This window comes from Indibacter alkaliphilus LW1 (assembly GCF_000295935.2).
GTDB lineage: Bacteria > Bacteroidota > Bacteroidia > Cytophagales > Cyclobacteriaceae > Indibacter > Indibacter alkaliphilus.
In genome coordinates this window covers 1-25,894 of record NZ_ALWO02000050.1, presented here as the reverse complement: position 1 = coordinate 25,894, position 25,894 = coordinate 1, and the positions used below count along the sequence as shown (strand labels likewise).

Genomic DNA, 25,894 nt, shown 5'->3' with positions numbered 1-25,894 from the left:
ATCTAATCCCTTGAGTATAATTCTCTTCCGGAAGTCATTAAAAACACCCTATTTAAGATGTATAATTATTAGAAATCTCCTAGCCAATTGAAGCAAAACATTATATTTGGAGATTATTCATTGTCGGTTCATGGGACCTATTGTGAACCGGCTATCAACTCAAACCTTATACAATAAACCAAATCTATGTTACTAGAACCTTTAGACCTCATTGTATTTATCGGGTACTGTTGCCTGATAGTAGGCATGGGGCTTTTTGTCTCCCGAGAGAAAAAAGGCCATGTCAAAAATTCCCAAGATTATTTTTTGGCCTCCAAGGCACTCCCTTGGTGGGCAGTAGGAGCCAGTTTGATCGCTTCTAATATTTCTGCTGAACAATTTATAGGAATGTCAGGATCTGGGTTTGCACTTGGATTGGCTATTTCCACTTATGAGTGGATGGCAGCTATTACTTTGTTGGTAGTAGCGATTTTCTTTTTGCCGGTTTATATCAAAAAAGGGATATACACCATGCCCGGTTTTCTCTTGGATAGGTATGATACCAGAGTGAGAACTACCATGGCCATTTTTTGGCTATTGCTTTATGTATTCGTCAACCTTACTTCAGTATTGTATTTGGGGGCATTGAGTTTGAATACCATCCTAAATGTGCCTTTAGGTTATGGAATTGCCGGACTGGCAGTCTTTGCCATGATTTATTCCATTTATGGTGGATTAAAGGCTGTTGCTTGGACGGATGTGGTTCAGGTATTCTTTTTGGTTTTGGGAGGTCTTGCAACTACCTACATTGCCTTGCAGATGGTAGGAGAAGGCAGTGCATGGGAAGGGCTTGGCTTGCTGAGACAAGAAGTTCCTGGACACTTTTCTATGATTTTAGAAAGAGGAGAAATGATGATTCCCGATGGAAAAGGCGGGACTTACGATGCCTATCAGGATTTACCTGGAATTTCAGTATTGGTAGGAGGTATGTGGATCACCAACCTCAGTTATTGGGGATTCAATCAATACATTACACAAAGGGCATTGGCAGCTAAAAGTTTAGATGAGGCCCAAAAGGGGATGATTTTCGCAGGATTTCTCAAATTGTTGATGCCTTTGATCGTGGTTATTCCCGGTATAGCTGCATTGGTGATCGTCAAAAATGGAATAGATACAGGGTTTATTCAATCCATGCAGGATCCAGTTTCAGGTATTATCAAGTCGGACAGGGCATATCCTACGCTGTTGCAATTGCTTCCAGTGGGATTAAAAGGGCTTGCTTTTGCTGCATTGACAGCGGCAATTGTTTCATCTTTGGCTTCTATGGCCAACAGTACTTCTACCATTTTTACTATGGATATCTACAAAAAATACATTGGCCCAAATGCTTCTGAAACCAAGCAAGTAGCAGTAGGACGGATTACTGCTGTTGTGGCTTTTGTAATTGCAGCAATAGTGGCTCCTGCTTTAGGTCAGTTAGATCAGGCGTTCCAGTTTATTCAGGAGTATACCGGGTTTATTAGTCCAGGTGTGTTTGCTATTTTCTTCTTTGGTGTGTTTTGGAAGAAAACCACCTCTAATGCAGCGCTAACAGGTGCCGCAGTGAGTATTCCACTTTCAGTATTGTTGAAATGGCTTACTCCGGAATTACCATTCTTAGATAGAATGGGGGTGGTCCTTTTGGTCATTGCTGCCTTGATGATCTTGATCAGCTTGGTGGAAGGTAAAGGAAAAGATCATCCCAATAGTATTGAGGTCAATAGTGAATTGTTTAAAACAAGTGCGACATTCAAGATCGGTGCATTTATAATTATAGGTATCACCGCAGCATTGTATATAATATTCTGGTAAAATGAGAAGACTTTTAATTGGATATGATATTGGTAGCTCTTCGGTAAAGGCTACGCTTTTGGACGCAGATACCGGTAAAGTAGTGGCTTCAGAAGGTCTTCCGAAAGTAGAAATGCCGATCAATGCCCCACAAAAAGATTGGGCTGAGCAAGACCCCGAAATGTGGTGGGAGTATATAATCGATACAACAAAGTCAATTGTAGCTAAAGCTGGAATCAAAAAGGGAGAACTCAAAGCAATCGGGATCTCCTATCAGATGCACGGCTTGGTCTGCGTAGATGAGAATCACGAAGTTATCCGCCCTGCCATCATTTGGTGTGACAGCAGAGCCGTAGGAATAGGCAATAAAGCATTTGAAGAATTGGGTGAAGAATATTGTCTTCCTAGCCTGCTTAATTCTCCTGGTAACTTTACAGCTTCCAAACTCAAGTGGGTGAAGGAGAATGAGCCTGGGCTTTATTCCAAAATCCATAAAATCATGCTTCCAGGTGATTACATTGCCATGAAGCTAAGTGGAGAAATCAAGACTTCTGAAACAGGACTATCTGAGGGTATTTTCTGGGATTTTAAAGTTAATGGTCTGTCCGAAAAACTTCTAGGAAATTACGGTATTGACAAAAGCCTGATTGCAGATGTGGTTCCTTCATTTTCTGAGCAGGGTAAAGTGACGAAGAAAGCCGCTGAAATTTTGGGTATAGAGGAAGGTGTTCCGATTACTTACAGAGCAGGTGATCAGCCCAATAATGCTTTTTCGCTGAATGTTTTGGAAGAAGGTGAATTAGCAACGACTGCCGGTACATCAGGGACTGTGTATGGGGTCAGTACAAAGCCAGTTTATGATCCAAAATCAAGAGTCAATACATTTGTTCATGTCAACCATAGACAAGAAAATCCTCATTACGGTGTTTTGCTTTGTATCAACGGAACCGGGATTCTCAATTCCTGGATAAAGAAGTTGTTGGGTGGAGAATCCGTGTCTTACCCGGAAATGAATGACCTGGCTCAGGAAACACAGATTGGAGCTGAAGGATTATCTTTTATTCCATTTGGCAATGGAGTAGAGCGCATTATGCAAAATCAAGCTGTGGGTGCTCATATGATGGGTCTCAATCTTTTGCAACATGATAGAAGGCATGTTCTAAGGGCTGTTCAAGAAGGTATAGTATCCTCTTTGAAATATGGTTTTGATATCATGAAGGATATGGGCCTCAACCTCAATACTGTAAAAGCAGGAAAGGCAAATATGTTTTTGAGTCCTTTGTTCAGAGAAGCTTTTGTTAATATGAATGAAGTGGTCCTGGAGCTTTACGATACCGATGGCGCTCAGGGAGCTGCCAGAGGAGCAGGAATAGGGGCTGGAATTTATTCAGGTGCCGAACAAGCATTTGCGGGTCTGGAAAAATTATCCTCTTTTGAGCCAGAAACCTCTAAAGTTGAAGCATATAAAGAGGTGTATGGCAATTGGCAGCAAGCTTTAGGGAGAGTGATTTAAAAATTGATTGATTGATATTCGGTTCATTCCAATTTGATATTTTGAAGAAATTGTCAAAGGCAACAAGCCAGAGACCAAGCTACTGCGAAATGGGTGTTTACGTTATTTTGAAATATCAAGCTAAATGTGGCACATGAATCCTTCTTGACCTAAAAAAATAAAATCCTGTAATTCTTTCGAGTTACAGGATTTATTAAATTTTGGAGTTCTATTAACCTGGAAGCAATACTCCATCGATAATGTGTACTACACCATTGACTCCTTCAATGTCTGCCCCAGTCAATACTGCATCATTGATATAAACCTTTCCATCCTGAATGGTAACTTTAAATTTCCCCCCTTGCAGTGTGGTGACTTCTTGACCATCAGATAAATCTGCAGCCTTTACATTTCCGGATACCACATGGTAGGTTAGAATTGAAGTCAATTGATCCTTATTTTCTGGCTCTAAAAGGCTTTCAACAGTTCCCTCTGGTAAAGCTCCAAATGCCTCATTGGTCGGTGCAAAAACAGTAAATGGACCATCTCCATTTAAAGTTTCTACCAAACCGGCTGCACTTACGGCAGCTACCAGTGTTGTATGGTCAGGGGAACCAACTGCGATTTCAACCACTGTTGGAGCTTCTTCTTCCACTACTACTTTGTCCAAAACTTCAGTTTCTTCTGCTGTTTGAGAGGTTTTGGGATTACAACTTATTGCTAAAACTGTTGCACTGCAAGCAAAGGCTAATGATAAAATTCTTAATCTTTTCATTTGATGTCTTGTTTTATGGTTTTACATTTCAATAACATCATGTAAATCAATAAGTTTTAAAACTGTCCGGATTATTCGATGAAGCCTTTTCAATATGCCCCCATTTCCTGGAGACCTGAATTTATTTTTGAAAATATTTCAACCTACTTATATCAATTGATTCTCATCAAGCCAATCTCTCCAGAAAAAATTGTCAGCCACAAATTATCCTCTATCTGGACTATACCATCCACAGCTAAATTCAACCTGCTTTCCGCTTGTATCAATTCCATGGTTCCTGTTGATAAGTCGACCTGGTAGAATCCACTTAACCTATGTTCATCTGTGAAGTCCCCATATTGAACATAGACCAAAAATTTATTATCAATGATTCTTGTCTCTGAAGGAAGGTGATAGGAAACATGTTTTTCTAATCCTGAATCAAATAGAATTTGCCCTCCTTTTTTGCTAACAGCGAATTTGATATCAAAACCTTCTTCTCTCAATTCTTTACCAGGGCTTTGCCTGAAAAATACAAGATCTTCATCTTGTAGATACTGTATTAAAGATGTTCCTATAAAAGGAGTCAACTCTTCGCTTATTGTACCACTGGCTATATCAAAAATCGAATTTCCAAAGATTTTTTGTCCTAGTATATTTTCCCGCATACTGTATCCAAAAGCAAAATTAGGAACTATTCTTCTTTCATCATTGATGAGGTTAACCACTGTAAGCGTTCTATCGCCATCTACAACAGGGTTCTCAAACACGATATGATTTTCGAATACTCTTGTCAGCTTTCCTCCATTTCCACCGGTCACACCAAATGACTCTGAAGTTTTCTTTTCCACATCATAAGTAAAAATCTCGGATTCGTAAATGCCATTTATTGTATGTAATAGCGTGTTTTTGTCTACGGCTCTTAATTTTCTGCCGAGATCACCTTTCAACTTCAAAATCTCACCTGTACTTATTTGAACCCTGTAATTGGCTTGTACATTATTCTCAAAATCGAAAACAAAAATAAAGTCTCTATCGGGAGTGAGGTCAAAATCATAGAGCCTTTCAAATTTTGCAAGGGAAGATTGTGTAGTCTGAGACTTGAATAAATGCTGATAATCAGGAAGTTGGTAAAAATTAATACTGTCTTTGTTAACCCGTTCTTCAACCAATAATTGATACTTATCGGCCTTATTGAAATTGTGATTGACTTCTGCTATAAAATTATGCGTAAAAAATGGAGCCCGTTCAAGTCCGGAAATCAAAATTGTATCAGCATTTTCGTTCAATAAAAAAAGCCTATTGAAAGTCCTGTTAGACTCTGAATCCCATATCAAAAACTTGACACTTTCTTCCGATTGGGAGTAAGTGGAAAAGAACAGCTTATCTGATTTGTAAAACACCTCAGGATCAGGAGAAATCAAAGATTCTGGATTCTGTGGGTCTTCACAAGATACCAAAATGAAGCTACCTAAAACAAGAACTAAAAGAAGATTACGCATGGTATTTTGAAATAAAATCAATAATTAGTATTAAATTTTATTATAAAGATTTGATTTATTTGATTTTTATTAATTCAAAGATACATGAACTTCTCAACTAATAAGGGGTTTTTAGGTTAACTTTGAGTTAATAATTTTTAGATTTAAAGAATTGTTTGAAAAATATCAGTAAGCAATAGGGAGAATTTAAATCATTGAGGCTGACCTTTGGGATCGGCTTCCCTGCCAAACCAGACAGCAGCAAACCTGCCGTTCATACCTATTCCAATGGCTTTCCACTCTTGATTCCAAGGGCCATCGTTTCTGATCACGGCATCGTGCCCGGGGCTGTTTTTCCAAGCATTTAGGGCTCCGGAAGGATTGATGCTGGCCATGTTATAAGCTGCTATTTCGAATCCATTCCCTGTATATTCAGTCAGTTCGCGCGGCTTGTTCCACATGCATGCAGCTTGGGCGTGGTCAGCGGTATAGCAGCAAGGTGTCCAGTTCCCAAATTCCGACCAACTGTGACTGTTGCATTCACCTGACATGGGGTTGTTTTCCTGTAGGTCTTTTACATGGGTTTGGGCGACTATAGTCATGGAAATGGAAAGAGGAATTTCCGGCAAGCCCAATTCAGCCCTGTACGTCATCAATAGGCTGTAAAGCTCCATTTCAGCTGCTGAAAGACTTACACGATCTTCTTTGATTTCTTCTTTGGATTCGCATCCAGAGAAAATTGATAAGACGAAAAGGCTCGAAGAAAAAAGAGCGATAGCAGAAAACAATTTTTTCATCACAAAATAAGTATTTGAACTTCAATATACGCTTATACTTAATTTTTACTATGATAAATTTTTAAAAAATAATTCATTGAAGATTTAGAAAGAAACTGATGATTTTGGTTCAAGTTTTTCTGGATTGATCAGATTGTTTTTCTTCTCAATGCTTAAATGCTGTGTAGCCAATTATTCATCAGTCACTGTTCAATAATTGTTAGCAAACAAAAACTATTGTAGTATAATGTTATAAATCTTCTCAAGAGTCAATTCTGCATTTTGATGGATAGGGCTATTTGTAACAGTACCTAAATTGATTGCCAGAAAGGTATAAATTTTTTTTTGAGGGAAGTAATAAAGCTGTACTCCCGCTCCAAGTCCTCCGCCACTATGGCCTATTCCTTTATGACCTTTAAAGTCAGAAATATTTAAACCCAAGCCATAGACTTCTTTTCCATTTAAGTTCTTCACCCACTCCTGCATCAATTCCAAACTGTTGTTTGATATTAATTTACCTCCCATTAATCCTTTTAAAAAAGTAATTGCATCCTCTGGGGTGGTAATTATTCCATCATCACCAATCATGGATGCTACATTGCTATTTTGAAGCACAGATACGTTTTCCAAAGTGCCGTCACTGAATCTATCCCAATAGGTATTAACTAACCTTTTTTCGTAAGTTTCGCCTTGTTCGATTCTGTAAATCGTGTTTTTTAAATTAAGTACTTTGAAAATTCTTTCTTCCATAAATTGTTTGTGATCTCCGGTAATCTGCTCAGCTATCAGAGCAAGAATTACATAATTGGTATTTCTGTAACCATACTTTGTTCCCGGCTCAAAATCAGGTTTTTTATTTTTGATGTACAGAAAATATTCCTCTGGTTGAAAAATCCTCGTAGGATTCTGTAGGAGATGGGTTACATAGGTTGGCTGACTGTTGTATTCAGGAATACCTGATGTATGATTTAAAAGCATCCGAACAGAAATTTCAGATGCGTTTGGAATGTTACTTGATAATTGGCTGGATAAATATTCTGTGATTTTATTGTCCAGCCCCAATTTTCCTTCTTCATATAGCTGTAAAATAGTAACAGCCAAATAAGTTTTTGAAATGCTTTGAAGATATTGAAGATGGCATAATTGCATTTTGGTTTGGTTTTCGATTTTTGCAAAACCGCTGCTTATTTCCCAATAACCACTTTCGTCAAAAACACCTACAACTGCTCCTGGGATTCCTTGTCCCGTAAGCTTATCCAATGCTGCTTTAAGGACTGTAACCTTATTTGTTGAAAATTGGAGTTTGGTATCAGGACAATTGCAGGTTTGCATCCCTTGGGAAAAGAGTTGAGCAGGAATTAACAAAAGAAGAGCGAAAAGGATTTTTTTGATATACATAACATTATGGCTTAGTCTTGGATCACATTGGAATAATTGGGATGAATTCGCCCAGCTATCTGAAAAAGAGTTTGTGGAACAATAGGGATATCTTGATTATAATTAGTGACCAAAATCATCTGGTAGCCAAAAAACGGAGAAATGTAACTTGATTCTGAATGGTTATGTTGTCCTAGACCAAGCCCAATTGGGAAGGCCAGCATGCCTTTTCCATTTTTTTTGGCTTCATTCCATTTGCCATCAATTTGCTGGTATGATTGAGAAGGTTTGAATGATTTCAAATATCCAACTCCCGCTTTTACTTCTGCAAAAATATTCCCCACCATCATTGGCCTGTAGGAAGTTTGGGTAGATAATAAAATTCCGTTTCCAATTCCTTTGTTTTTAATCCAGATCAAATCAAATTGCTGTACCCAATTGTGAAGTCCGTTATGGCTGACTTCAGTACCTATCCCAAAACCAACATTTTTGAAATTACTTTTTAGGTCTTTGAATGGCATTGCTAAAGAATGGAATTGCAATGAAAAAACAATGGGGAAGTTTCTGTAGTTGTTCCCGGTTTCGGCTTGTGCCAAACCCTGGTTTTTCGGAAAGAAAAGACAGGCTATCACTAGAAGGAGTAAAGGCTTCATGGAGTTGATTTTTCTCCAAATTTACTTGAGACATTTTGTATGACTGCCTATTGAAGTATTTCAATCCGCAAAATGATATAAAAACCAACTTGAAATGTTACCCTTAATTCAAAAACCAGCTGCGAAAGGAGGATGCTTTTGTACGACTTACTATCAAATCCTGACTGAGGTCAAATGATTCAATTAATTGGATCAACAGTTTTCCATTTTCAATTTTTTTAAAACCCTTGATTATTTTTTTATTGGCAATTACCTGCCTGTTTAGTCTGAAAAAATCAGAGCCCGGTACTTTTTTTTCTATTTTGTCCAAAGATAAGTCCATCAAAAATTTCTTGCCGGCTGAATCAATGAGCAAAATATATTCAGCATCCACGAGGAACATTGAAATTTCTTCAAACCAGACCAAAATAACCTGATTGCCTTTTTTTACCGGAAAGCCACAGGGCTTTGAATTACCTTGGGCATAAAATACTTTTTTTTCTTTCCATTGCCTGTAGAAATACATGCCAATGTAGAATCCATTGATCACCAAAAACCAGATGCTGATTATCAACAGGTCTTTTGAATAAAAATGAAAGGGAGCCCATTCCTTCTTGATCATAAGGCTGAGGGCTTCGGTAGTGAGGGCAATTAGTAAGACTCCTGTGAAAGTGGTCAGAATAGTCTGTAGTAAGATCCTTCTCGCAGGATCTGGTTCAAATGGAATTCGTGTATCCAGATTGATAATCAACAGCCGGACGGCCCACCAAGCTATATATCCCTGGGCGGTGTCTATTAGAAATCTAACCAGATAGAAGGAATTGGCTTGTATATTGGTATATGTAAGGTGAAAGTTAATGGCACTGATTATAGGGATTGCAATCAAAAAAATGATGACATCAGGATAATACTTTTCTTTTTGAGTAAGGTTCTCTTCAATGTCTATATTCATAAAAATTGATTATTCACTTTGGTGCCTTATTCAATCCTTTTTTTGACCATTTCTACCTCTTCCAAATCATACCTCGGCGTACCTCCTTTTTGCGTAGCAACAAAAGCCCCTAAAGCACAGGCAAAATCCAGAATTTCCCTGCTCTTGTTTCCGTCTAAGTATGCCTTGACAAAACCGCTTAAAAAAGCATCACCAGCACCTACGGTATCCTGCACTTTTACTTTGTATCCTGGATGTGAGGATATTTTCCCTTCCTCGTAGATCAAAGCTCCTTTGCTGCCCAGAGTGATACAGACCATCTGAATGGGGAAATGTTCGCAAAGGTATGCGCTTACAATGCTGGCAATTTCTGAATCCTTTTTGGATTTGACAGGAATGTCGAAATAGTCAGCCACAATCAGCAACTCATCCTCATTGATTTTCAAGATGTCTGTATATCCCAACAGAATTTCTATCTGCTCAAAATCATAGTAAGGAGACCTTAAATTGATGTCAAAAATCTTGAGAACGGGGGCATGTACAAGGTGGTAAAGGCTGTCCCAGCTCATTTGGTTTCTGATACCCAGACTCCCAAATATAAAGGCATCCGCCTCATTGACTGTTTTTGAATTGGTCTTGCTAAGGGTGATATGATCCCATGCAGCAGGGGCATTGATGGTGTATTGTATGTTTTCAGGATCTTTGTTGTCCACGGTGACCGTTCCGGTGGGATGGTTTTCATCCCACTGTATTTCTTCCGTATCCAAACCATAGGATTTCACAAAAGCCAGGAGTTTCTCTCCACGTACATCTTTTCCCAATCTGGAAATCATTTTGACATCCAAGCCCAATTGCTTGAGGTGAAGTGCTACATTCATAGGTGCACCTCCTGGGATTTCATGATCTGGGAAGCAATCCCATAGCATCTCACCGAAACAGACAACTTTTTTAGACATGTTCTTTTTGTAATTCTTTTTGAATTTCTTCCAATGATTTTCCTTTGGTTTCCGGCATCTTAAATGCTACCCACAACAATTGCAAGACCATCATCAGGGCAAAGAAGGCGAAAATATTTCCCGCTCCAAAGTTGCTTGCAAAGAAGGGGAAGAGATTGGCAATCACCGCTGCGAATATCCAATGGGTGAAAGAGCCCAAGGACTGACCAAATGCCCTGAGTTCGTTGGGGAATATTTCTGAAATAAACACCCAGATCACTGAACCCTGACCTATCGCATGAGAGGCGATAAATACAAATACAAACCAAGGCAAAAGGGTATTGCTGACCATACCTCCAAAGTAACTGTAGGCCATCAGGGACAGGGATATGATATACCCTATAGAACCTATATACATCAGTACTTTTCTGCCCAGTTTATCTATCAAATAAAGCCCTAACATCGTAAAAACAATATTGATGACTCCTATTCCAATGGTAGAAAACAGGGCATCTTCTGTGGCTATTCCAGCCGCTTCAAATATCCTTGGCGCAAAGTAGATGATGGCATTGATGCCGGACATTTGGTTGAAAAAGGCAATGAGAAAGGCAAAAAAGGTCACTTTTCTGAACCTGGGATGAAACAAAGCGGTCCAGACTACATTGCCTTTGATTTCCTTGCTCTCCTCAATGGCAAGTGAAATGGCCTCATCCACCCCTTCCGGATCTGTTTTGGTCAGGATTTCTCTTGCACCTTCATAATCATGCTTTTTGGCAATCAGCCACCTTGGACTCTTAGGTACTTTGATGATAAGGATACTGTAAATCAGGGCAGGAATCGCTTCTACCCCAAGCATCCATCTCCAGGCTTCTGTCAGGTTTGCCGTACCGATAAGATAGTTTGAGAAGTAGGCGACCAATATCCCAAACACAATATTGAATTGATAAAGGGCTACCAATTGTCCCCGCCTTTTGGCAGGGGCAATCTCTGAAATATACATGGGTGCGACCACAGAGGAAGCGCCTACGCCAAGTCCTCCCAAAAACCTAAAAAACATAAATGTATTGACATCATGAGCCAAGGCAGAACCCATTGCCGAAACCAAATAGAAAACACCGATCCAGACCAAAGAGGCTTTTCTGCCAAATTTATCCGCAGGGATTCCTCCAAAAAGTGCTCCAATCACCGTCCCATAAAGCGCCATGGCCACAGCAAGTCCATGGGTCCAGTCACTGAGTTGCCAAAGTGCCTGGATATCTCTTTCAGCACCGGATATTACAGCAGTATCAAAACCGAACAGGAAACCTCCTAAAGCGGCTGTGATGGAGAGGAATAAAACGTAGTTTTTGTTCATAGGTAGGAGAGGAAAGAATATTTAGAGTTCTGAAATTTAGTAAACAATCTCAAAACTCCTGAAACAGACGTGGTCGATATTCATTGATATTGGATATTAGATAGATATTAAGTTTGAATTCAAATTGTGCTTAGGAAAGAATTGGGGAATGTTTGCTGGAAATAAAATGACCAAATTCAAGTTTAAGGAATTTGGTCAAGATTATGGAGTTCTTTTATGATTTTTTCAGTATTACTGATTAAATGCAAATTTGCACTTTAACAGAATTTTCTAACCAGCTCCATAGGAGCAGTCGATATAATAACCATGGGTTTCAATCCAAGGAATTTAAGAAATAGTAAAGGTCGAAAGTCACGTAGTGACGAACGATTTAAAGAATTACAACAAGGTTTGTCCCGCTTTCACTTAGGTTTATTGGTATTTGGTTCACGCGGCGATTGCGGCGGGTTCGCTGCGACCGCTGCGTGAAATATTTACCCTTCATTTACCAAATACTCTTCAAGTAATGTGCTTTTCCACTTCCCAATCCATGCATTTGGATTTTGCTATAATGACTTGTTGGGAAAATCAAAGAGGTCAACACCAATTCTCCCTCATTGATAAAAACTTCAATCGAGGACCGGTCAATGAATATGCGTAGGTTCTTGGCCTGAATATTTCCAATAGGGGCAGTTTGGGTATTTGCAAAATCAGCTTTGAAATTGGTGATTCCGGACAAAACTCTGTCCAGCACAACAAACTCACCTGTTTTCTCCAAAATCAACCTTTCGTTTTCCTCATTTTGGAACTCAATTCTGAAATCTTCTTCTGTGATATCAAATTCCAGTTCTACCAATTCATGTGTCAACTCAGCTTCAGTTCCTGAAATGTTGCTTGTTTCTGACTGGAGTTTATCAAGTTCATTGACAGGCCTTGAGGCCAATGAATACCCTTCTCCATCGCTGAAAAGCTTCAAACTTCTTGGAATGGTCATGGCAGAACGCCAGTTTTCTGTAGGCACCTCTTGGGCATACTGCCAATTGCTCATCCAACCAATAAAGATTTTTCTTCCGTCAGTTTCCGGTACGTTTGACCAGGTAACTCCGGCATAGTTATCAGCTCCCCAGTCCAGCCATTTCACCTCGGTAGTTTCTGTAGTGAAGTTTTTTCCATCAAAATCACCGATAAAATACTGCGTAGCGGAGCCGCCCTGCGGACCACCCGGATTGATGCTGACAAATAGAACCCATTTTTCTTTACCATCTGTAGTTGGCAGGGGAAAAAGGTCAGGACATTCCCAAACTCCCCCATAAGCTGCCCAATCGGGAGCGAAATCGCTCTCAAGGGTCCATTCCAGTAAGTTGGGTGATGAGTAAAAGCTTATCTTGTCTTTTACGGCAAGTGACATGATCCATTGATCCTTGACCCAAGCGACCTTGGGGTCTCTAAAATCCTTGATTCCCGGATTCTTTAATACCGGATTCCCTTCATATTTTGTCCAAGAACGTCCTTTGTCTGTGCTGAATGCGATTCCCTGGGTTTGGAAATCATCTCTCCCGGCTTCTTCTCCATCGGCATCATGATAGGTGAAAATAGCAACTAATGGAGGATTTTCTTTGGTGCCCAGACCAGAGGTGTTTTCGGAATCTGCTACTGTGGAACCCGAGAAAATAGTCCCATGTTCATCGGGGAAAAGCGCAATGGGTTGATGTTCCCAGTGGACCAGGTCTTCTGAAATGGCATGTCCCCAATGCATAGGGCCCCAAGTATTGCCGTCTGGATGGTATTGGTAAAACAAATGGTACTCACCTTCCCAATAGACCATACCGTTGGGATCGTTCATCCAATTGCTGGGAGGAGTAAAATGAAATTGAGGCCTGAAAGGCTCATTGAATTCTGATTCTGTATTCTTTTCTTCAGTCCCTTTTTGGTTACAGGAATAAAGTACTGTAAAAAAAATCAGGGCTGTGATGATAAGATTCAGTCTATTTTTAGTCATGCTCAAAGCTTTTTGATACCTTTTGTTTCTTCTTTACTGGCTTCCATGATGCTGATGGCATAGCCTCCGGCTGAAGCTTTCTTCTGTTTCAGCTTGGATTTAGCGTTGACGACCACCTTGCGAATGATGTAATCCTGTGGATTGTTCCGGTAATGGGCATCTTTACCGTCTGCATAGATCGTTGCAATATAGGTTTTTTCCGGATCAAGGAAGTCAAATGAAATTTCAGACACTCTTTCTTGGATGCCATTGACACTTCCTACAAACCAGTTGTTGCTGTTTTTATCCTTTCTGGCAATGGTCAAGTAGTAGCCTGGCTCGGCCTCGAGGTATTTGCTTTCTTTCCAGTCTACCGGGACATCTTTGATGAATTGGAAAGCATCCATAAAGCGTTCATAATTTTCAGGTAAGTCAGCAGCCATTTGCAGGGGGCTGTACATGGTGACATATAGTGCGAGCTGATTGGTCAAGGTGCTGTTGACCCAAGAGTTGTTGTCCGGATTGATTTTACTGATGTCCATTGCAAATACCCCGGGAGTATAATCCATTGGTCCTCCTATCAGGCGGGTAAATGGGAGTACCGTGACATGATTGGGCTTGTTGCCTCCAAATGCCTGGAACTCTGTCCCTCTCGCCGATTCATTGGCGATAAGATTAGGCCAGGTCCTTGCTACCCCTGTAGGTCTGACGGCTTCATGGGCATTGACCATAATTTGATAGTCGGCAGCTTTTTCTATAGCATGTTGGAAGTGGTTGACAATCCATTGACTGTAATGGTTTTCCCCTCTGGGCAGGATGTCTCCTACATAGCCGGATTTGACAGAATGATAGCCGTGATCTTTCATAAACTGGTAGGCTTTGTCCAAGTGCCTTTCATAATTTCTCACAGAAGAGGAGGTCTCATGGTGCATGACCATTTCCACCCCTTTGCTCTTGGCATAGTCCCGTATTCCTTCCAGATCAAAATCAGGATAAGGAGTGACAAAATCAAACACATAGTCCTTGGAATTGCCAAACCAATCTTCCCAACCAATGTTCCATCCTTCAACCAAAACACCTTGAAACCCATGTTCTGCGGCAAAGTCTATGTAACGTTTGACATTTTCTGTTGTCGCCCCGTGACGGCCGTTAGGCTTTACTTTGGTATAATCCGTTTCTCCCAGTCTGACTGAAGGAAGTTCGTCTGTATAGGCCCAGGAGCTTTTTCCTGTAATCATTTCCCACCACACACCGATGTATTTCATGGGTCTGATCCAGGAAGTATCCTCAATTTTAGAGGGTTCATTGAGGTTGTAGGTAATCCGCGATTCCAGGATTTTGCGGGCATCGTCACTGACAATGACCGTTCTCCAAGGGGAGTGGGAAGGTGCCTGTAGGTATCCTTTGTCTCCAATGGCATCAGGATTGAGCCAGGACTGAAAGGTGAAGGTCTCATCGTCAAGGTTCAAATGCATGGTTGCGTAGTCGATAAGCGCAGCCTCGTGGAGGTTGATGTAGAGGCCATCATCTGTTTTCATCATCAGGGAAGTCTGTACTCCTGTCAGAGAAAATGGCTGTTGGGAAAGGTTGCCTGTGACCGCATTTTCCATCTGTTGCCTGATTTCTGAGAGCTTGGATTCTGTATAATCATACTCTTGGGTATCGTAGTCTCCTGGAATCCAGAAAGCAGTGTGGTCGCCTGCCATGGCAAATTGTGTGAGTTCTTCTTTGATGACAAAATGGGCCAGTTTGTCCTGAAGGGGAAACTCGTACCGGAAGCCTAAGCCTGTGTCAAATAACCTGAACCTGATATTCAGTTTGCGCTCTGTGGATTCTTGAAGCAGGGATACCAAAAGTTCATTGTAATGGTTTCGGATGCGGTCTTCCTCTCCCCAGACAGGTGTCCAATAGGAATCATGGCTTTCTGTTTGACTTTCTACGAGTACAAACCCATCAGCTAGCGGTTCTTGGTCTTTGATCTCAAAACCCAGATGGCTAGGCTTGATTACAGATTTTTGTCCAAAATCAAGGGCGTAAATGGCTTTTCCTTCTTTGATTTTGAAGTGTAAAGAAAGTTGACCGTCAGGAGACTCGATGGTTTGGGCTTGGTCCATTATGCCAAATGCCAAGAAGAGGATAAAAGATAAAAGCGGATTTTTCATTTGGGTATTGATTTAAAAGGGAAAGTTAAAAATACATGGAAAAGAGACAAATGCCTAAAGTGAATTGTTACAGTGATCATTAGTTTTCCCTTAAAACAATCAATCTATTTCGGACTTCCAAAAGATAATATTTCCATCACTGTCAATACCAGAGTATTCAAGCTGACCATTGTTGGGTTTAGGGAAGTTAAAGCGCACTGCATTTTTTTCTTCCGGACTGACCGGGAAAAATTTATTGTAATTTCCCATGGCAGCAGCTGAAATGTCTGGATTGTTTTGAAAACCCTGCAAAGTCAGTTTCTTTTTACCTTCTTCCAAAGGTTCATAGAATGGCCTGCTGTAAAACAAAATGGCACCAGCCCTAAGCACCTCTACTTCTTCCACCTGTTTCGAGGTATAATTATCAATCAAGGTTGCAGGATTAAGGCGGACACCATCCCAATAAATTGAGGGACTCCTCCCGCCAACCAAAGCCCTATATCCACCTGTACCATTAGGTATTACCGTTACCCCCATATTCTGAACCAGGATTAAGGGATGCGAGGGATTTGGTTGTTTGGGGTCAACAATTTTGATTTTCCCTTTCCCGAAAATACGGCGCATCTTATACCTGTCATCATAATCTTGTTTGTCGATCGTAATGGTGAATTCCTCCAGTTCATAATCCACATTTTGATTTTTGGCAAGATTAGATTTTACTGCTTGAGTTAAAATTTCGGTAGTTCTTTCTTTTTGACCAGGGAAGTAAATCCATTCGGGCAATACTTCTTTCCTTCTTTGCAGATTTTCTGAAATAAGCTCAATTTCAAATTCTTTGTATTTTCTCTCCAATTTTTGAAAGATAAAATCAGCACTGTCAAAAAAGTCTAAGCCCTGTAGATGGACTATTCCATTTTCGTCAGTAACTCCATCCTCTAGATAAAAAGGTAAAACATTGCTATAGTAAGAAATTGGAGTGTTGGCAATGGGATCACCGGATTTTTGATCGGAAAATTTGATACTGTAGCTTAAACCGGGTTTTAGAATAGATTTTGGCTGAAATTCAGCGTAATTGTAATCCAAAATTGTACTGTCAAGTGTAATCATTATCCTATCCAAGGATTCAAGTTCTTCATCCGAATAAAGGTTCGGAGACTGGTCGAGGATGGTAATGTCTTTATTTAATATTGACCTGATAAAAAGGTGTTTTTCTAAACCGAGGTTAGTATTGCTGATACCTCGAGCAGTCAAACTCACCACACCATAGGGAATGTTACTTTTTGGCTCTTTTTCATTGATTTTAAGGTCTATATAATCTTGGTCTGAGGTGAGTTTTAGGTTAATTGGTTTTAATGTGGGTTTCACGTAAAATTTTCTCTTGGCGATCAAGTTGTGATTCAAATCTATTAGTTCAAGTTGATGAATACCTTGGTCCAAAAGTTCGTATGGAATAGAAACTGTCAGTTTATTTCCGGTGAAATGATGGGTGTCAAAAACCTTTAGGGACTTTTCACTGAATACCGAAACAATAAGGCTGTCGTTTTCTGTCAGTGTTGTAGAGGTTATTTCAAAAATCACTTTTTCACTTTTATATAGATTCAATAAATGTAAATTTGTCCCAAAAGCCTGAGGTTTTGGAAGTGGAATAGCGCTGGTTGCGATTGACTCAGGTACCAACTGATAGGATATTCCCTTTTTCGGCACAAAAGGAATTTTTGCCAATCCAAAGGTGTCTGTTTGGAAGTAGCCAACATCCATACCTTCATCATCAGTGATTTTCCCGTTGATTTCCAGTCCATTGCCATTTATTTCATTGGCCACAATCACAAGTGTGTTTTTCAGGTCATTGACCAATTGGCCTCCTTCTGGGAAAACTTGTAGACTTACATCTTGCTCGCGAGGCTCTAGATTCCCTGATTCGTCGACTACGGAAAGACCTTTGAAAAATGCTTTCCGCAAATCCCGGGTTTGTTCGGTATATGCCATCAGAATATATCTTCCCGGTGTCAATGAGATAGGCAAAGTGCCATGAGCGATACCATTTACCAAACGGAAAATCCCGGAATCGACGATTTCTCCATCCCGAGTTAACAGTTCAATATTCAGGTTGATGCTCTGAGATACTATCCGCTTCGATTTATTGTCAACAGTTACTGCATGAAAACTTATTTCATCCTTTTCTAAAAGGATATTTCTATCAAGTGTTAAATAGGTTATTTCGAAGCCTGATGGTTCTAAAGCAGTATCGAATTTTTCAAGATAATTTTGATATTCCTGACCTTGAATTGCTAAAGGGAAAAGAAAAAGTTTGATAAGAGTAAGACAAAGATTACTAAAGTTAATTGTAGGGTAAATATTAGATAATCTTAACTTTATCACATTTCTTGAATTTAGAACTAACTTAAAAAATTTAGCTTTGGAAAAAAAATATTTTGATATGGAACTTGTAACTATTCTATGCTCTATTGGAGGTTTTTACCAATTTAAACAACTCCATTATCAACAAAACAGGCAGTGCCAATCCAAGTATCAGCAACCATTGTTGGAGTGAAATGGGTTGTATCCTTAAGATGTCCTGCATAAATGGTATGTGCATGCTCAGGATGTGGATACCCTGTGCTGCCAGGACAAAAAGGATCAACAGGTAATTTTTATAAACCGGTATCTTGAACGTGGATTTGTACTCAGAACGGCAATTGAAAATGTGTATATTTTGCATGCAAACCATCAGAAGTAAGACCATATTCCGGGCTGCATTTTCTTCAATATCAGTGTACTGCTTTAAATAAAGCCAAAACCCAAAAGCAATCAAGCCGATCACCAATCCGGAAAGGATCAACTGTTGCGACATGATGCGGTTGAATATCCCTTCAGAAGGCTTACGGGGCCTTTTTTGCATGGTTTCTTTTTCTCCGCTTTCAAAAGCCAAAGCCTTATCCTGAATGCCATTGGTGACGAGGTTCAGCCAAAGAAGTTGTACTGCCAATAGCGGCAAGGGAAGGCCCGCCAGTATGGAAAGTATAAACATCACCACTTCCGCCGCTCCGGTGGAAACCAGTAGATAAATGACCTTACGCACGTTGTCGTAGGCAAACCTGCCTTCTTCCACCCCGGCTACGATGGAGGAGAAATTGTCATCGACCACAATCATGGCTCCTACTTCTTTGGCTACATCAGTTCCTGAACCCATAGCCACACCAATATTGGCCCTTCTCAATGCAGGTGCGTCGTTGACTCCATCTCCTGTAACTGCCACAAACTCCCCTTTTTGTATCAATGCATCGACAATTTCCAGTTTTTGGGTAGGGGAAACGCGGGCAAATACACTGGTGGAGGCTACGAGTTCTGCAAATTCGGGACTTTTCGGATCGCCTGTTTCTGCAAGCATTTTGCCCGTGACCACATTTCTTGATTTTTCCTTCAAGCCCAATTCTAACGCTATATTAGATGCAGTAGCAGGGTGATCTCCTGTGATCATCAGAACTTCTATACCCGCTGTTTTACATTTTTTGACAGCTTCTTTAGCTTCCGCTCTGAGAGGGTCTATAAAGCAGACCAAGCCTAAGAATTCCAGGTTTTGGATGTCAGTGTCCGGGTAGAATTCTTTAGGAGTAAATGTTTCTATCAGTCCTTCTGCAAAACCCAAAACCCGGTACCCGCTCAATGCCAATTGGTTGGCCTCAGCCATGATGTTGTCTTTTTCAGATGTTGACAGTTGGCAAAAGTCCAGAATGGTTTCTACCGCTCCTTTTACTCCGAGTTTTATGTTTCCCCTGTCCTGATAAAATGCACCTGAGAATTTTCTTTCTGATTCATATGGAATTACATCAAGACGGTCTGATAGTTTTACGACATTTGTTGCAGTGTTGCCCATTTTATACCCCATTCCCAATAAGGCGACATCCATGGCATCTCCATGGTACTCCCAGGAGTTTTCGGATGGTTTGAGAGAAGCTTCATTGGCCAGTAGGGAAACTCTGATGATCTGGTCCAGTAGGCTTGAGTGCCCATAGGAAACTGCTACGGAATGTTCTGAGATTGAATGGATTTCTCCATCTCCATTGTATCCTTCTCCAGTGACATCAAAAGTCTGCCCGTCGATAAGTTTTATTTTCTTGACCGTTTGCTGATTGACAGTAAGGGTGCCGGTTTTGTCACTTGCAATGACTGTACAGCTGCCCAAACTTTCGACAGAGGTGAGTTTTCTGACGATAACATTTCTTTTGGCCATCCTTCTGGTGGCTACAGCTAGGGCTACTGTCAGGGATACGGGCAATCCCTCCGGAATAGCAGATACTGCCAAGGCTACTACAAAAAAGAAAATCGAGCCAAAATCCATGCCCTGAAACCTGAGCATTATGGCCAAAATCACACTGAGTACAATGACGATGTTGGCAATATTTCTTGTGAATTTCTCCATTCGGAGAATCAAAGGTGGTTTTGCGGATTCTCCTTCCTGCACATTGAGTGCAATTTTACCAACTTCTGTCTGAAGGCCTGTAGCGACTACTATTCCCCTTGCCCTGCCTGAGATGACAGTTGCACCGGCATAAGCCATATTTTTCCGGTCAGCGACTTGAGTTTCTTTTGGAATGGGCTCAATATGTTTTCTGACTGATTGGGATTCTCCTGTCAGCATGCTTTCGTCCAGTTCAAGTCCAGCTACTTCCACAAGCCTCAGGTCTGCCGGGACTTTGTTTCCCGATTCCAGATAGACAATATCACCTGGCACCAATTCCTCGGCATCTATTTCTTTGACTTTGCCAGCGCGCTTCACCTTGGATTTAATTTTCAAAAGCTTTTGAAGGTTAGAGGCGCTTTTTTCGGCATTATATTCCTGATACGCTCCTATGCCTGTGTTGATCAGGATCACCAAAAGAATAAATACCGCATCTTTTGCTTCCCCAATCAATACGGAAGCGATGCCTGCAGCGATCAAAATAAAGATCAGTGGATTGAAAAGCTGGCTCCAGATAATCTTCCAAAGGCTTATAATGGCCCTGTCGGGTAATTTGTTTTTACCAAAATCAACCATTCTTTTGGATGCGAGATCATCTGAAAGGCCGTCAAGATTTGAACCTAGTATGTCCAAAACAACTTCGGGGTTTTCCTGATACCATTTGGTATTTGTGGATTGGAGATCTGGCATGAAAAGCTAAATTATTTACTTAAAGCTGACTTGACCATTACAAATTCAGAGATATTTTCCTGGTCCAGAATTCCCAAAAAGTGTCCATTTTCTATAATAAAGGCTACTTTTTTGTTTTTTGTCATCATGACTCTCCAAGCTTCATCAAGGTCTTGCTCTGTTTCTATCTTTAAAGGTGAAAAATCTGCTACTTTTTCAACAGGCAACATTTCATCGTTTTCTTTTAGCCCCTGAATAATTTGATTGCGGCTCAATGTTCCAACAGCTACGTCATCTTTGACGATGACGAAGTGAGTAGCTTGAGAATTGAGGAGTTTTTCCACTGCCTTTGACAGAGGGGCGTCAAATGCCAAAATAGGAAAGCGCATCATGATGGCATCTTTGACTTTATAGCCTTTGAGGAAACTTTGCTGCTGTGTATGGCTGACCTCTGCAGAGGCCCCCAGGAATATAAAGATCCCAATCAATACCAGTATAGGATTGTTGAAAAGACCAAAGAAGACAAAAAAGATGGCCAAAAACTGACCGATACCACCAGCTATCTGGGTGGCTTTTGCTCTGGGGAGCCTGATGGCTAAAAAGGCCCTCAAGATTCTACCTCCGTCCATAGGGAAGGCCGGTATCAGGTTGAACACTGCCAATATCAAATTGGCTGAAGCCAGGTACATGAGGATGGTGGAGGGATTAATTTTCAGTTCCTCAAGACTTTCCAAATTAAATCCTGTAAAAGTCAATACTACTGATAAGACCAGAAAAATAAACACATTGACAAGTGGGCCTGCTATGGCTACCCATAATTCCTGTTTGGGATCTTCAGGTATTTTTTCCAGTCGGGCTACTCCTCCGATTGGGTACAGAATAATGTCTTTAGTTTGGATACCATACCTTTGTGCTGCCAAGGCATGGCCAAATTCGTGCAATACAACGCATACGAAAAGCAAAAGGACAAACAAAACCGTCCAACCTATATCTGCTGCGGGTATGCCCTGCCTCCAGTTGGAAATGATGATCCAAAGCAAAAGAATTGAGAAAGTCCAGTGGATAAAGACTTTGACATTTTTGTAGCTTCCAAGGTATAAGGAGAGTTTCATAAATCGCAGCTTAGTGTGAAGGTTAAATTAGTTTAAAATCTTTGAATTGAGGTAAAGGAAGGGCTTTTTTCCTTTAAAAAGTATGACGTAAGTCATCTGAGGACATGGTTTTTTATTGCTCAACCCAAAAAACCTCTTAATTTTAAATTTATCCAGATCGAAAGATTGATGTATTTAATTTCGATTAATTTCATTATATAATATTCTGAAAAAAAATGAAATTCTAATCCATTCAAAATATTATTCCGATTTTTGCTTTAAAGTTTCAGGAAGACTTTAGCTTTTTTCCTATATTCGCAAGGTATTCAGTGCAAGCAAAAAATCAATTGAAATAAGATTTCTAATTTTGCTTTGACGTATTTAAAGGATTCAATTACAAACCCAAATATATTCATGTCTCATTCACAAGAAAGTTATAAACCCAAAAACCACATCAGGCTGGTAACTGCTGCATCACTTTTTGACGGCCACGATGCTGCGATCAATATCATGAGGAGGATCATCCAAGCTACAGGTTGTGAGGTGATTCATTTGGGCCACAACAGATCTGTTCAGGAGATTGTAGACTGTGCTATTCAGGAAGATGTACAGGCGATAGCGATTACTTCCTATCAAGGTGGTCATGTGGAATTTTTCAAATACATGTATGACCTTCTGCACGAAAAAGGCTGTGGACATATCAAAATTTTTGGTGGTGGGGGCGGTACCATTCTTCCTGAAGAGATCAAAGAATTGCATGATTACGGAATTACCAGAATTTATGCCCCAGATGATGGCAGGTCTATGGGCTTGCAGGGCATGATCAATGATCTGGTTGAAAAATCTGATTTCCCTGTAGGGAAAGATGTAAAAGCTGAGGTGACATTGGACAAATCCGATAAAAAGACCATCGCCAGGGTTGTGTCAGCAGCCGAAAATTATCCAGAGCAAAGCAAAAATTTGCTGGAAGCAATCAGAAAAGCTTCTGCTGAAAATAAGACGCCTGTTTTGGGTATTACCGGGACAGGTGGTGCCGGAAAATCTTCTTTGGTAGATGAGTTGGTCAGAAGGTTTTTGACAGATTTTGATGACAAGCACATTGCTATCATTTCTGTAGACCCATCCAAAAGAAAAACGGGAGGTGCGCTACTTGGAGACCGTATCAGAATGAACGCCATTCATCACCCTAGGGTTTACATGCGGTCATTGGCCACTAGACAATCCAATCTTGCTCTTTCCAAATATGTGCAGGATGCGGTGGATGTGATGAAGGCTGCATCTTTTGATCTGATCATTCTTGAAACCTCAGGTATAGGACAATCGGATACAGAAATTATCGAGCACTCTGACATGTCTTTGTATGTGATGACACCTGAATATGGTGCTGCTACACAGTTGGAAAAAATTGATATGTTGGATTTTGCCGATATTATTGCGCTCAATAAATTTGACAAAAGAGGTGCGCAAGACGCTTTAAGAGATGTCAAAAAGCAATATAAGCGTAACCATAACCTCTGGGACATCAAAGAAGAAGATATTCCTGTTTTTGGAACCATTGCCTCGCAGTTTAATGATCCCGGAATGAATAACCTTTACAGGGCGATCATTCATAAATTGGTGGAAAAAACGGGAACAGATCTGTTATCTTCTTTTGAAGTCACCAAAGAGATGTCCGAAAAAATATACATCATTCCTCCGGCCCGAACCAGGTATTTATCTGAGATATCTGAAAACAATAGGAATTATGACAAATGGGTGTCGGACCAAAAAGAGGTAGCCCAAAAACTTTACAGCATCAAAAAGTCTATGGAGGCCATTGAAAGCACAAAAGTGGCTGATAAAGACCGTTTGACCAAAGAATTGCAAGAAGTATACGCTGAAGTAGAGTTGGAACTTGATCCCAAAAACAAGAAATGGTTGGAAGAGTGGCCTGCAAAAGCACAGAAGTACAAAGATGATTTCTATGTATTCAAAGTAAGGGATAAAGAAATCAAGGTACAGACCTATACCACTTCTCTCTCTCAATCCAAAATACCGAAAGTTTCCCTTCCAAGATTTGAGGCCTGGGGAGATCTTTTGAAATGGGGTTTGACCGAAAATGTGCCGGGCGAATTTCCATATACCTCAGGTGTTTTTCCTTTCAAGAGAGAAGGGGAGGACCCTACAAGGATGTTTGCAGGCGAGGGTGGCCCTGAGCGTACCAACAAAAGATTCCATTATGTGTCCAAAGGAATGCCTGCAAAAAGGCTGTCTACGGCATTTGATTCAGTGACTTTATATGGAGAAGACCCAGATTACAGACCTGATATTTATGGAAAAATCGGTAATTCAGGAGTGAATATCTGCTGCCTAGATGATGCCAAAAAACTCTATTCGGGCTTTAATCTGGCAGACCCGAAAACTTCTGTTTCCATGACCATCAATGGTCCAGCGGCGACTATGACGGCATTTTTCATGAATGCAGCTATTGACCAGCAATGTGAGTTGTATATCAGGGAAAATGGTGTGGAAGAAGATGTCAATGCTAAAATTGACGAAATTTACAAAGAAAAAGGAAGTGAGAGGCCCAAGTACAATGCAACAGTACCGGAAGGAAATGATGGATTGGGCTTGATGTTGCTGGGAGTGTCCGGAGATCAGGTATTGGATGCGGAAGTCTATGCCAAGATCAAAGCAGATACCTTGACAAAGGTCCGTGGAACAGTACAGGCAGATATCTTAAAAGAGGATCAGGCACAGAATACCTGTATTTTCTCTACCGAATTCTCTTTGAGATTGATGGGGGATGTACAGCAGTATTTTATCAATCATGGTGTCAGAAATTTTTATTCAGTGTCTATTTCAGGTTACCATATTGCGGAGGCAGGAGCCAATCCCATTACACAGTTGGCTTTGACATTGTCCAACGGCTTTACTTATGTGGAGTATTATGTTTCCAGGGGGATGGATATCAATAAATTCGCTCCAAACCTTTCCTTCTTTTTCTCCAATGGTATTGATCCCGAGTACTCAGTGATAGGCCGGGTAGCAAGAAGAATCTGGGCCAAGGCCATGAAATTAAAATACGGTGCCAATGAAAGGTCACAAATGCTGAAGTATCATATTCAGACTTCAGGAAGGTCTTTACACGCACAGGAGATTGATTTTAATGATATCAGGACTACGCTTCAAGCCTTGTATGCGATTTATGACAATTGTAACTCTCTGCATACAAATGCCTATGATGAGGCCATTACTACGCCTACAGAGGCTTCTGTCCGTAGAGCCATGGCGATACAGCTGATCATCAATAAGGAATTGGGATTGGCCAAAAATGAAAATCCACTACAAGGGTCATTCATCATTGAAGAATTGACAGATTTGGTAGAAGAGGCAGTGAATCTGGAATTTGACAGGATTACTGAAAGAGGCGGTGTTCTAGGAGCTATGGAAACCATGTACCAAAGAGGGAAAATCCAGGAGGAAAGTCTTCATTACGAAACTTTGAAGCATACCGGTGAGTATCCGATTATTGGCGTAAATACTTTCCTTTCTTCTGAGGGATCACCTACAGTGACTCCTGGAGAAGTAATCAGAGCTACTAAAGATGAAAAAGAGGCTCAGATTCAGACCTTAAATATCCTGAAAAAGAAAAACGAAAAAGAGGCTGAAAAATACCTTGAAAATCTGAAAGAAGTGGCTATTCAAAATGGTAACATCTTCGATACTTTGATGGAAGCAGCTAAATATTGTTCCCTAGGCCAGATTACCAATGCGCTATATGAAGTAGGAGGACAGTATAGGAGGAATATGTGAGGAAGGAGGAAGGATGAGGGATGAGGGATGAAGGATGAAGGATGAGGGATGAAGGAGGAAGGATGAAGGATGAAGGATGAGGGATGAAGGATGAAGGATGAAGGATGAGGGATGAAGGATGAGAGATGTACTTCCCTAAATAGCGTTGACCGTTTGGTTCAACATTCATTAAGTAATTTCATCGGGCAATCATGAGCCAGAGGTTCTTCTCTTGGGCAAACTTCGTAGGGGCTCGACGCCC

At 40.6% G+C, this 25,894-nt stretch carries 16 protein-coding genes; 3 read left to right on the top strand and 13 right to left on the bottom strand.

Annotation, left to right across the window (positions count from 1 at the left end; translation table 11 throughout):
- Positions 1-186 precede the first annotated feature (186 nt).
- Positions 187-1,830 (top strand): sodium/sugar symporter, encoded by a 1,644-nt coding sequence (locus A33Q_RS18120; protein ID WP_009035519.1) that lies wholly within the window; start codon positions 187-189, stop codon positions 1,828-1,830.
- 1 nt (position 1,831) lies between these two features.
- Entirely contained in the window at positions 1,832-3,322 is a 1,491-nt protein-coding gene (locus A33Q_RS18115) for a xylulokinase (RefSeq protein WP_009035518.1), read from the top strand.
- A 211-nt stretch (positions 3,323-3,533) separates the two neighbouring features.
- Here the strand turns inward: A33Q_RS18115 and A33Q_RS18110 are convergent, their stop codons facing one another.
- The 13 genes from A33Q_RS18110 to A33Q_RS18050 all read right to left on the bottom strand — a co-directional run bounded on the left by A33Q_RS18110 (position 3,534) and on the right by A33Q_RS18050 (position 21,879).
- Positions 3,534-4,076: a fasciclin domain-containing protein gene (locus A33Q_RS18110; RefSeq protein WP_009035517.1), complete on the bottom strand. Its 543-nt coding sequence runs from the start codon at positions 4,074-4,076 to the stop codon at positions 3,534-3,536.
- A 152-nt stretch (positions 4,077-4,228) separates the two neighbouring features.
- Positions 4,229-5,557 carry a hypothetical protein gene (locus tag A33Q_RS18105; RefSeq protein ID WP_009035516.1) on the bottom strand — a complete coding sequence of 443 codons (1,329 nt, stop codon included), beginning with the start codon at positions 5,555-5,557 and terminating at the stop codon, positions 4,229-4,231.
- 191 nt (positions 5,558-5,748) lie between these two features.
- The gene (locus tag A33Q_RS18100; RefSeq protein WP_009035515.1) at positions 5,749-6,333 is read right to left on the bottom strand and encodes a CAP domain-containing protein; all 585 of its coding nucleotides are present in this window, start codon (positions 6,331-6,333) and stop codon (positions 5,749-5,751) included.
- A 213-nt stretch (positions 6,334-6,546) separates the two neighbouring features.
- The gene (locus A33Q_RS18095; protein WP_009035514.1) at positions 6,547-7,710 is read right to left on the bottom strand and encodes a serine hydrolase domain-containing protein; all 1,164 of its coding nucleotides are present in this window, start codon (positions 7,708-7,710) and stop codon (positions 6,547-6,549) included.
- Between the two features lie 11 nt (positions 7,711-7,721).
- Positions 7,722-8,342: a hypothetical protein gene (locus tag A33Q_RS18090; protein ID WP_009035513.1), complete on the bottom strand. Its 621-nt coding sequence runs from the start codon at positions 8,340-8,342 to the stop codon at positions 7,722-7,724.
- Positions 8,343-8,445: 103 nt separating this feature from the next.
- Positions 8,446-9,273, bottom strand: coding sequence for a LytTR family DNA-binding domain-containing protein (locus tag A33Q_RS18085; RefSeq protein ID WP_009035512.1), 828 nt, complete (start codon positions 9,271-9,273; stop codon positions 8,446-8,448).
- Positions 9,274-9,299: 26 nt separating this feature from the next.
- Entirely contained in the window at positions 9,300-10,208 is a 909-nt protein-coding gene (locus A33Q_RS18080) for a carbohydrate kinase family protein (protein WP_009035511.1), read from the bottom strand.
- Positions 10,201-11,541, bottom strand: a complete 1,341-nt coding sequence (locus A33Q_RS18075) for a sugar porter family MFS transporter (protein WP_009035510.1) — start codon at positions 11,539-11,541, stop codon at positions 10,201-10,203. The genes A33Q_RS18080 and A33Q_RS18075 overlap by 8 nt, the downstream gene beginning before the upstream one ends.
- A 484-nt stretch (positions 11,542-12,025) precedes the next feature.
- Positions 12,026-13,519, bottom strand: coding sequence for a glycoside hydrolase family 32 protein (locus A33Q_RS18070; protein ID WP_009035509.1), 1,494 nt, complete (start codon positions 13,517-13,519; stop codon positions 12,026-12,028).
- 2 nt (positions 13,520-13,521) lie between these two features.
- Positions 13,522-15,660, bottom strand: coding sequence for a glycoside hydrolase family 97 protein (locus A33Q_RS18065; protein WP_009035508.1), 2,139 nt, complete (start codon positions 15,658-15,660; stop codon positions 13,522-13,524).
- Positions 15,661-15,759: 99 nt separating this feature from the next.
- The gene (locus A33Q_RS18060) at positions 15,760-18,018 is read right to left on the bottom strand and encodes a Plug domain-containing protein (protein WP_009035507.1); all 2,259 of its coding nucleotides are present in this window, start codon (positions 18,016-18,018) and stop codon (positions 15,760-15,762) included.
- A gap of 76 nt (positions 18,019-18,094) precedes the next feature.
- Positions 18,095-20,788: a cation-translocating P-type ATPase gene (locus tag A33Q_RS18055; protein ID WP_009035506.1), complete on the bottom strand. Its 2,694-nt coding sequence runs from the start codon at positions 20,786-20,788 to the stop codon at positions 18,095-18,097.
- A gap of 11 nt (positions 20,789-20,799) precedes the next feature.
- Positions 20,800-21,879 (bottom strand): site-2 protease family protein, encoded by a 1,080-nt coding sequence (locus tag A33Q_RS18050; protein WP_009035505.1) that lies wholly within the window; start codon positions 21,877-21,879, stop codon positions 20,800-20,802.
- 393 nt (positions 21,880-22,272) lie between these two features.
- Between A33Q_RS18050 and A33Q_RS18045 the strand changes: the two genes are divergently transcribed.
- Positions 22,273-25,653 carry a methylmalonyl-CoA mutase family protein gene (locus A33Q_RS18045; RefSeq protein ID WP_009035504.1) on the top strand — a complete coding sequence of 1,127 codons (3,381 nt, stop codon included), beginning with the start codon at positions 22,273-22,275 and terminating at the stop codon, positions 25,651-25,653.
- The last annotated feature ends 241 nt before the right edge of the window (positions 25,654-25,894 follow it).

Bases quoted from the DNA above. Each gene is read 5' to 3' on its own strand.
- A33Q_RS18120 (WP_009035519.1), top strand. From the start codon at position 187: ATGTTACTAGAACCTTTAGACCTCATTGTATTTATCGGGTACTGTTGC.
- A33Q_RS18115 (WP_009035518.1), top strand. From the start codon at position 1,832: ATGAGAAGACTTTTAATTGGATATGATATTGGTAGCTCTTCGGTAAAG.
- A33Q_RS18110 (WP_009035517.1), bottom strand. From the start codon at position 4,076: ATGAAAAGATTAAGAATTTTATCATTAGCCTTTGCTTGCAGTGCAACA.
- A33Q_RS18105 (WP_009035516.1), bottom strand. From the start codon at position 5,557: ATGCGTAATCTTCTTTTAGTTCTTGTTTTAGGTAGCTTCATTTTGGTA.
- A33Q_RS18100 (WP_009035515.1), bottom strand. From the start codon at position 6,333: ATGAAAAAATTGTTTTCTGCTATCGCTCTTTTTTCTTCGAGCCTTTTC.
- A33Q_RS18095 (WP_009035514.1), bottom strand. From the start codon at position 7,710: ATGTATATCAAAAAAATCCTTTTCGCTCTTCTTTTGTTAATTCCTGCT.
- A33Q_RS18090 (WP_009035513.1), bottom strand. From the start codon at position 8,342: ATGAAGCCTTTACTCCTTCTAGTGATAGCCTGTCTTTTCTTTCCGAAA.
- A33Q_RS18085 (WP_009035512.1), bottom strand. From the start codon at position 9,273: ATGAATATAGACATTGAAGAGAACCTTACTCAAAAAGAAAAGTATTAT.
- A33Q_RS18080 (WP_009035511.1), bottom strand. From the start codon at position 10,208: ATGTCTAAAAAAGTTGTCTGTTTCGGTGAGATGCTATGGGATTGCTTC.
- A33Q_RS18075 (WP_009035510.1), bottom strand. From the start codon at position 11,541: ATGAACAAAAACTACGTTTTATTCCTCTCCATCACAGCCGCTTTAGGA.
- A33Q_RS18070 (WP_009035509.1), bottom strand. From the start codon at position 13,519: ATGACTAAAAATAGACTGAATCTTATCATCACAGCCCTGATTTTTTTT.
- A33Q_RS18065 (WP_009035508.1), bottom strand. From the start codon at position 15,660: ATGAAAAATCCGCTTTTATCTTTTATCCTCTTCTTGGCATTTGGCATA.
- A33Q_RS18055 (WP_009035506.1), bottom strand. From the start codon at position 20,788: ATGCCAGATCTCCAATCCACAAATACCAAATGGTATCAGGAAAACCCC.
- A33Q_RS18050 (WP_009035505.1), bottom strand. From the start codon at position 21,879: ATGAAACTCTCCTTATACCTTGGAAGCTACAAAAATGTCAAAGTCTTT.
- A33Q_RS18045 (WP_009035504.1), top strand. From the start codon at position 22,273: ATGTCTCATTCACAAGAAAGTTATAAACCCAAAAACCACATCAGGCTG.